The sequence below is a fragment of the Comamonas sp. 14P8.1.4 genome (assembly GCF_057799285.1).
Genome location: NZ_JBYOKN010000021.1, coordinates 1 through 7,506 on the forward strand (window position 1 = coordinate 1; position 7,506 = coordinate 7,506).

The 7,506-nt window shown below is 58.2% G+C and carries 5 protein-coding genes and 1 pseudogene; 3 read left to right on the forward strand and 3 right to left on the reverse strand.

The features are described 5' to 3' along the window. The 3 genes from AC27VO_RS16350 to AC27VO_RS16360 form a co-directional block, all read left to right on the forward strand. On the forward strand, window positions 1-2,038 hold a 2,038-nt coding region (locus tag AC27VO_RS16350), incomplete at its 5' end, for a type I secretion C-terminal target domain-containing protein (protein WP_488667780.1). 126 nt (window positions 2,039-2,164) lie between these two features. Next, complete coding sequence (locus tag AC27VO_RS16355) at window positions 2,165-2,866, forward strand: transglutaminase-like cysteine peptidase (protein WP_488667781.1); 702 nt, start codon at window positions 2,165-2,167, stop codon at window positions 2,864-2,866. 8 nt (window positions 2,867-2,874) lie between these two features. Beyond that, entirely contained in the window at window positions 2,875-4,824 is a 1,950-nt protein-coding gene (locus tag AC27VO_RS16360) for a bifunctional diguanylate cyclase/phosphodiesterase (protein ID WP_488667782.1), read from the forward strand. Between the two features lie 430 nt (window positions 4,825-5,254). On the opposite strand, the gene AC27VO_RS16365 is transcribed toward AC27VO_RS16360, so the two are convergent. From AC27VO_RS16365 to AC27VO_RS16375, 3 genes and pseudogenes are all read right to left on the reverse strand, one after another. After that, window positions 5,255-6,250, reverse strand: coding sequence for a Bug family tripartite tricarboxylate transporter substrate binding protein (locus tag AC27VO_RS16365; protein WP_488667783.1), 996 nt, complete (start codon window positions 6,248-6,250; stop codon window positions 5,255-5,257). Window positions 6,251-6,376: 126 nt separating this feature from the next. After that, window positions 6,377-7,105 (reverse strand): SDR family NAD(P)-dependent oxidoreductase, encoded by a 729-nt coding sequence (locus AC27VO_RS16370; protein ID WP_488667784.1) that lies wholly within the window; start codon window positions 7,103-7,105, stop codon window positions 6,377-6,379. A 31-nt stretch (window positions 7,106-7,136) separates the two neighbouring features. Further along, a pseudogene (locus AC27VO_RS16375) lies at window positions 7,137-7,506 on the reverse strand (3-oxoadipyl-CoA thiolase); the annotation flags it as partial.

Here is a 7,506-nt window from a genome sequence, read left to right on the forward strand (position 1 = left end):
AACTTTGGTGAAAGGTCCTAGCATCCAGGAAGACGCATCCTCAAATGTGTTGATGGGTGATAGTCTGGTGAGTGGTTATGGTAATAAAACAGGCGCTGATGGGGCCCAAGCGAGCCTTACAGGTGCTAATACTGCCATTCTGTATAAAGATGGTAGCAGTACAGGTACGGCGGTAAACCTGTCTGATTATGGAGCTCTGACTTTGAATGCTCAAAATAAGTGGGTATTTACGCTAAATAATGCTTCTGAGAAAACTCAGTTACTCAATTCTGGAGACATTATTAAAGTTAGTGCTGGATATCAGTTAAAAGATGGTGATGGTGATATTTCTCCAAATAAAATTGAATTTGATATTCTTGGGAAAGATGATTTTACTTATCAAGTAGGTACGCCTGTTAATGACAATCTGCTAGGTACTGGACATAATGATTTTATTGTTGCAGATACAAAAGCGACCATTACAACACCTGGGAAAAATTATAATATAGCAATATTGTTCGATACTTCGGGGAGTATGGGGTCGACAGCGGTCGCTGACGCTAAAGCATCGCTTCTTACAGTTTTTGATCAGTTAATTTTGAATGCTAAGCAATCCGATGCTGGCATCGTTAAAATTCTGTTGCTTGATTTTGATACATCGGCAAAAAGCTATGTGTCGGTCAATTTGACAGATGCTAATGCAAAAGCCATACTTTCAGCAGAGCTGGATAAAATGTATTCTGGAGGTGCTACAAATTATGAAGCGGCATTTAATGTGGCCAAGGATTGGTTTGCTGCACAGGGTGCTGGTGCGCAAAATGTTACTTATTTTGTGACGGATGGTGAGCCTAATGTATCAGTATCCAATCAATATTTTGATTACACAATTCAGAATAAAAGTGTGAATACATTGATGGCTACTGCTCGGTATAATATTGATGGTACTGTGGATGCTAATTTTGGAACAGCAACATCCCCTTCTTGGCAGAGAATATTGAATGCTGATGGCTATTTGGTGATGAGTGGCATTACTTATAATGCGTCAATTCAAAAAATGGCGGATGGAACTTGGAAAGTTTTTAATATTTCTGATTCTGCGGTTGGTAGTGAATCTCAAAGCGCTTTTGATGCGTTGAAATTGGTTTCTGAAGTGAGGGCTATTGGTATCGGTCCTAGTTTGAACTCTACAGTGCTTAGTTATTACGATACAGATGGGTTTGTACAGACCAATGTTAATGCCAGCGATCTTGCTGCAGCAATTCTTGGATCGGAGTCCACCCTGCCTCCAGGAAATGACACTATCCAAGGTGGAGATGGCCGCGATATTATTTTTGGTGACAAAGTTGAATATGGTGGATTGGAGGGGTTGGCTGCACTGCAGAAATATGTGGGAGAAAAAACCAATATTGCTGCTGCGAGTGTGACGGTGGAGCAAATTCACACCTACGTGGCCAATAACCACAGTACTTTGCCGTGGACCAATGTGACTGAAGGAGGCAATGACACCATTGATGGTGGTTCTGGCAACGATGTGATATTTGGTCAGGGTGGTAATGACATTCTGAACGGTGGTGAAGGCAATGATGTGCTTTACGGTGGTACGGGCAATGACACCTTGCAAGGTGGCAAAGGCAACGACACCCTGATCGGTGGTGCTGGTGACGATATCTTCCTCTGGAAAGCTGGCGATGCAGGTACGGTCACGGCACCGGCGCAAGATGTCATTAAAGACTTTGGTACGGCAACCGCGACAAGTACTGGCAATGGCCTTGGAAAAGACGTGTTGAATTTGGCTGATTTGCTGAATGGGGAACACGGAGCAAATAACGGCAGCTTTAATTTGACGCAGTACTTGCGTTTTGAAGTGTCGACCGCATCGGGGCAAACCAACACGGTCGTGAAAGTGCTGACCAATGGGGCTGCAGACGGGGGGGTAAGCGCCACCCACTTCGATCAGCAGATCACGTTGGAGGGGGTGAATCTGCTCGGTTCAAGCACCGATCAGACGGCCATCATCAAAAGCTTGATAGCCAACGGTAAGCTGAGCGTGGACTCGTAATTGCTCCCTTGTCCAGAACGCCAGTGCGTTCCGTATGCGTCAGGGCGCCTGTATCCTACAGGCGCCCTTTTTTATAAGGGCTGCATACCTGCACAATGTGGGGTCCCCATACCGATGAGAGGCTGAATGCCCACCCCGCACTTTGTTTCCACTTCCCCAGGCCTGCAGCGCAGGTCGTTGCTGGCATTGGCGGTGACGGCGCTGGTGACGGTCGGCTGGGGGCTGCGTGGTGCACGGGCCTGGGATGAGTCTCGGCTGCAGAGCCAGATGGCGTCGCGCTACGGTGATCCTGGCGTACGTCGCCTGCAAGCGTGGCTAGAGATGTTGCGTGCGCAGGCCGGGCAAGCCCAGGCGCAGCAGATTCAGGCGGTGAATGATTTTTGGAATCAGCAATTGCTGGCTTCTGACGATATGGTGGTCTGGAAGGAAGCCGATTACTGGGCCACGGTGCTCGAGAGCCTGGGCAAGGGGGCTGGAGACTGTGAAGACTTTGTGATTGGCAAATATTTTTCGTTGCTGCGGCTGGGCGTGCCGGCGCGGCAGATGCGCCTGATCTACGTGCGGGCCCGCATGGGAGGCATTGGCAGCCAGCGCAGCATTGCGCACATGGTGCTGGGTTTGTATGCCACGCCGCAAGCGGATCCCCTGGTGCTCGATAACCTGGTGGGCAGCATATTGCCGGCCAGCCAGCGCAGTGATCTCACCCCTGTTTTTAGTTTTGATGCCGAGGCGGTGTACGTGGGGGGCGCACGTTCGGCGTCGTCAGACCGTATCAACCGTTGGCAAAACCTGCTGGTGCGCATGCGCCAAGAAGGGTTCGATGTATGAAGAAATCCATGTCGTTGCTTCGGCAGCTGTTATTTAGCCTCTCGCTGGCGTTGCTGGGTATTTTGGCGGGCACGTTGGCATTCAATCTGGGTGGCGCGCGCAGCTATCTGAAGGCGCAATTGGAGAGCCAGAGCGAGAACGCTGTGACGGCGCTGGCGCTTTCCCTGTCGCAACCGGGCAATCAAGACCCAGTGGTGCAAGAGTTGCTGATGTCGGCCCTGTTTGACTCCGGGCAGTTTGAATCGGTACGCATGACCGGGCCCGATGGCGCGACGGTGTTTGAGCGCAAGCAACCTGCTTCGACTCATACTGATGGGGTGCCGCAGTGGTTTCACCGGGTGATGCCGCTGCCCATGTTCCAGGCGGAACGTGCGGTCAGCAATGGCTGGAGCCAGCTGGGCAAGGTGGCCGTGGCGGTGGACAACCGGCTGGCCCAGCAGGTGCTGTGGAGCAGCAGCTTGAAGATGACGGCGCTGATTGTGGCGGCTGGCCTGGCGTGGGCGCTGTTTGTGGGGGCCTTGCTGCGCTGGTTCAAGCGCGTGCTGCGCGAAGAAGTGGCTGCCCAGGTCATGCGCATCGGCATGACACAGGAAGAGCGTGTGGTGCATGCCACGCAGGTGTATGAGTTGCAGGCGGTGGCATCTGCGATTGAAAACGCCCATGCGCGGGTGCAAAAAACCGAGAAAGCGCACCAGGAGCGTATTGAAAGTCTGGAGCTGGAAACCAACTGCGACCCCACGACCCAGTTGCCCAACCGCAAATACTTTGTGAACGAGCTCAAGAAGGTGCTGCAGGCGCAGCAGGGTACGCATGGCCATGTGCTGCTGGTGCGTCTGCGCGATTTGCAGGCCATGAACAGCAGCCACCCACGCCAGGTGGTGGACGAGTGGCTGCGCGGCATTTCCCAGCAGCTGCGTGACCAGTTGTCGCAACGCGGTATGCAGCAGGTGCAGCTGGCACGCTTGAATGGCAGTGACTTTGCGGTGCTGTTGCCCCAGATGCAGAGCCTGGCTGCGATGCAGGAGGTGCAGCAGTTGCGCCATCTGCTGCAATCGCTGAGCCTGCGCCTGGATGATGGACGCTGGTCGCGTTGTGCATTTGCACTCACGCCCTATGTGGCAGGTGATCAGGTAGGTGACGTATTGACACGGCTGGACCGCAGCTTGATGCAGGCTGAAAGTGCGGGCCATGGTGAGGTGGAATATGCCGAGCCCACAGGCCCCAACGGCGCGTTGCAGCAAGTGGGGGAAGGGCAGTGGCAGGATGTGCTCAACCACGCACTGCAAGTGCCCGAGCAGCTGCGCTTGGCAGTGCAGATGCAGGCCCAGGCTTCGCTCACCGATACGCAGGTGCGCTACGAAGGGGGGCTGGAGTTGCACCAGGCCGATGGTCAGGTGCTGGGTGCAGCGTTGTTCTTGCCCGCAGCGGTGCGCCTGGGGCTGTCGGCAGAGTACGACCTCAAGGCCGTGCAACTGGGCCTGCAGTGGCTGGCCACCCATCCGCAGAGCACGCTGGTGGTGCGCATTTCCCAGCCTTCGCTGGAACACAGTGACTTTGTGGCGCGCATGCGGTCACAGCTGATGGCCGAAGGCTGGCACGATGTGCTGCCCGGTCTGGTGCTGGAGCTGGATGCCTTTGCACTGGAGCTGGCGCCGCAGCGCGCCCTGGCGTTTTGCAATGCTGTGGTGCAAGCGGGGGCAGGCGTGGGCCTGCGCCGCCTGGATCAATCGCCCAAGGCGCTGGTGCAACTGCCGCAGTTGCCCATCCGCTACGTCAAGCTGGGCGGGCTGTTTGCCGAGCAAGCCATGCACAACATGGGCATGCGCCACCTGTTGGAGGCCATGCTGGGCACTGCCAAAGCGCAAGCGGCGGGTGTTTACATCACCGACAGCGTGGCGGCCGAAGCCGCAGACTGGCTGCGCGTGAAAGGGGCCAGCCTGCCGGTGCAGAGCAACTAAGGCGGCTTCGTCATCGGGGGTCAACAGGCACAGCGGCCATGCAAGCTGGCGGCTGCTGGGACGCCCTGTCTGGCCAGAGGGGCTGCCGCCCCCTGCAGCGCCGCCCCTTCGTGCAGTGCCTGCTACGGCGACCTGGGGTAAAGGTCCCCTAGCCCTTAGCCCGCAATCCGCAGCAAGTCGATGACGGTTGGGCTCTCGCTGCTGCACTCCGGCGGGAATCGCATCGCATGGTTCTGCAGGGCGCGCCTGTATCACTTGGATATGTATAGCTGAAAGCGCAAGTGGTGATTGGGCTAGTGGTGGTTTTAGCTGATATTTTTGGGCCTGCGCTTCGCCCATCGGTCCATAAAAAAACGCCGAGCGCGGGGTGCGCGTCGGCGTTACAAAGAGGAGACAACTTCAGCAGCGCAGGTGGCCGCTGGTCGGGCGCTTAAACCTCTGCGCCAGACTCTTTCACAACCTTGCCCCACTTGGTGGCTTCGGTCTTGATAAAGGCTTCGAACTGGGCGGGGGTGTCGATGGTGATTTCACCGCCTTGGTCGCCAATCTTCTTGATGACGGCAGGGTCCTTGAGCACCTTGGACAGCGAAGCGTGCAGTGTGTTCAGCACAGGGGCGGGGGTGCCAGCAACGGCCCACAGGCCGAACCAGGAAGTGGCTTCGTAGCCAGGCACACCGGCTTCGGCGATGGTGGGCACGTCAGGCAGCTCGGGCGAGCGCTTGGCGGTGGTCACAGCGATAGGGCGCAGCTTGCCCGAGCGCACGTGCTGGATGGCCGAAGGCATGTTGTCAAACATGATGGCGATCTGGTTGCCCAGCAGGTCGGAGATAGCGGGTGCGCTGCCCTTGTAAGGGATGTGGGTGATTTGCGCGCCGGTCATGCTCTGGAACAGTGCGCCCGAGACGTGGGGCGATGCGCCCGATCCGGGCGAGCCGTAGGTCACTTCACCGGGGTGGGCCTTGGCAAAAGCGATCAGTTCCTTGACGGTCTTGTAGGGGCGGCTGGGGTGTGCCACCAGCAAGTTGGGCACGCTGGCCACGCGGCTCAGTGGAGCGAAATCCTTGACGGGGTCATAGGGCAGCTTTTTGTACAGCGCCTGGTTGATAGCGTGGGTGCCCACGGTGCCCATGAACACGGTATAGCCATCGGCCTTGGAGCGTGCGGCTTGCTGCGCACCGATGTTGCCGCCCGCGCCGGGCTTGTTCTCGATGATGATGGTCTGACCCAGATCGACCGACATGGCCTGGCCCACAATGCGCGCCAGGATGTCGGTGGTACCACCTGCCGCAAAAGGCACAACCATGGTGATGGGCTTGTTGGGGTAGCTGTCCTGGGCAGCGGCCCCACTGGCAACAGCCAGGGTGGCGGCAGCGGCCAGCAGCTTCAGGCCATGGCGGCGCGAGAGAGAGCGGGTGGAATCAAACATCAAAGTCTCCAGTACACGAGGGTTAAGTCTCAGCCTGTTCAGCCGGGTGGGCTGCGGCGGCAGAGTTGGTGGCCATGCATGCGTGGCACGGCCATCCAGGGGGTGGTCGAAAAGTGATTGCGGGGCTTACACCGGGGCCACGCCCAGCGTGGTGCCGCCGCACACATACAGCACCTGACCGGTGACAAAACCGTTGTCGGGTGACAGAAAGAACAGCGCTGCGCGGGCCACGTCATCGGGCGTGCCCATGCGGCCTACGGCAATGCTGTTGAGAATGCGCTGCGTCTGCGGTGCGCCTTCGGGGTTGCTTTGCATGAACAGATCGGTCGCAATCGGGCCGGGCCCGATGGCGTTGACCGTGATCTGGTCGCGTCCCAGCTCCATGGCCAGGGTGCGCGTCATGCCAATCAAGCCGGCCTTGGTGGCTGAATAGACAATGCGCTCGCCCTTGCCCAGCGCTGCGCGCGAGGACATGTTGACGATGCGGCCGCGACCGCACGCACGCAGCGTGGGCAAAAAGGCCTGCACCAGCAGCATGGGCGCACGCAGGTGCAGGCCCACCACGTCATCGAGCTGGCCACTGGTGGCGGTGTCGATGGTGCCGGGGCGTGTGGCGCCCGCGTTGTTCACCAGGGCCGTCACGTTGTGCGCTGCCGCAATGTGTGCGGCGGCGGCAGCCGTGGCTGGTGCGTCGGTCAGGTCGGCCTGGTAGGACACCAGGCGCTCATGGCTCCAGCTGGGCAGTACATAGTCCAGGTTGACCACGGTGTGGCCCTGGTCCAGCAGGGCTTGGGCAATGGCGCGGCCAATGCCGTTGCTGGCGCCGGTGACGACGGTGCAGGCGGTGGGGTTCATGCAGTGCCTTGGGTGTGGTGCGTGAAAAGGTTCAGACCTTTTCCAGGATCACGGCAATGCCCTGGCCCACGCCAATGCACATGGTGCACAGCGCATAACGGCCACCTAGCGTGTGCAGCTGGTTCACGGCCGTGGTGGCCAGGCGTGCGCCCGATGCACCCAGGGGGTGGCCCAGGGCGATGGCACCGCCCCACTGGTTCACGCGCTGGTCATCGTCGGCAATGCCCAGGTCGCGCAGCACGGCCAGGCCTTGGGCGGCAAAGGCTTCGTTCAGCTCAATCACATCCATGTCTGCCAGTGTCAAACCGGTTTGGGCCAGTACCTTGCGCACCGCAGGTGCGGGGCCAAAGCCCATGATGCGCGGGGCTACACCGGCGGTGGCCATGCCCACCACACGGGCA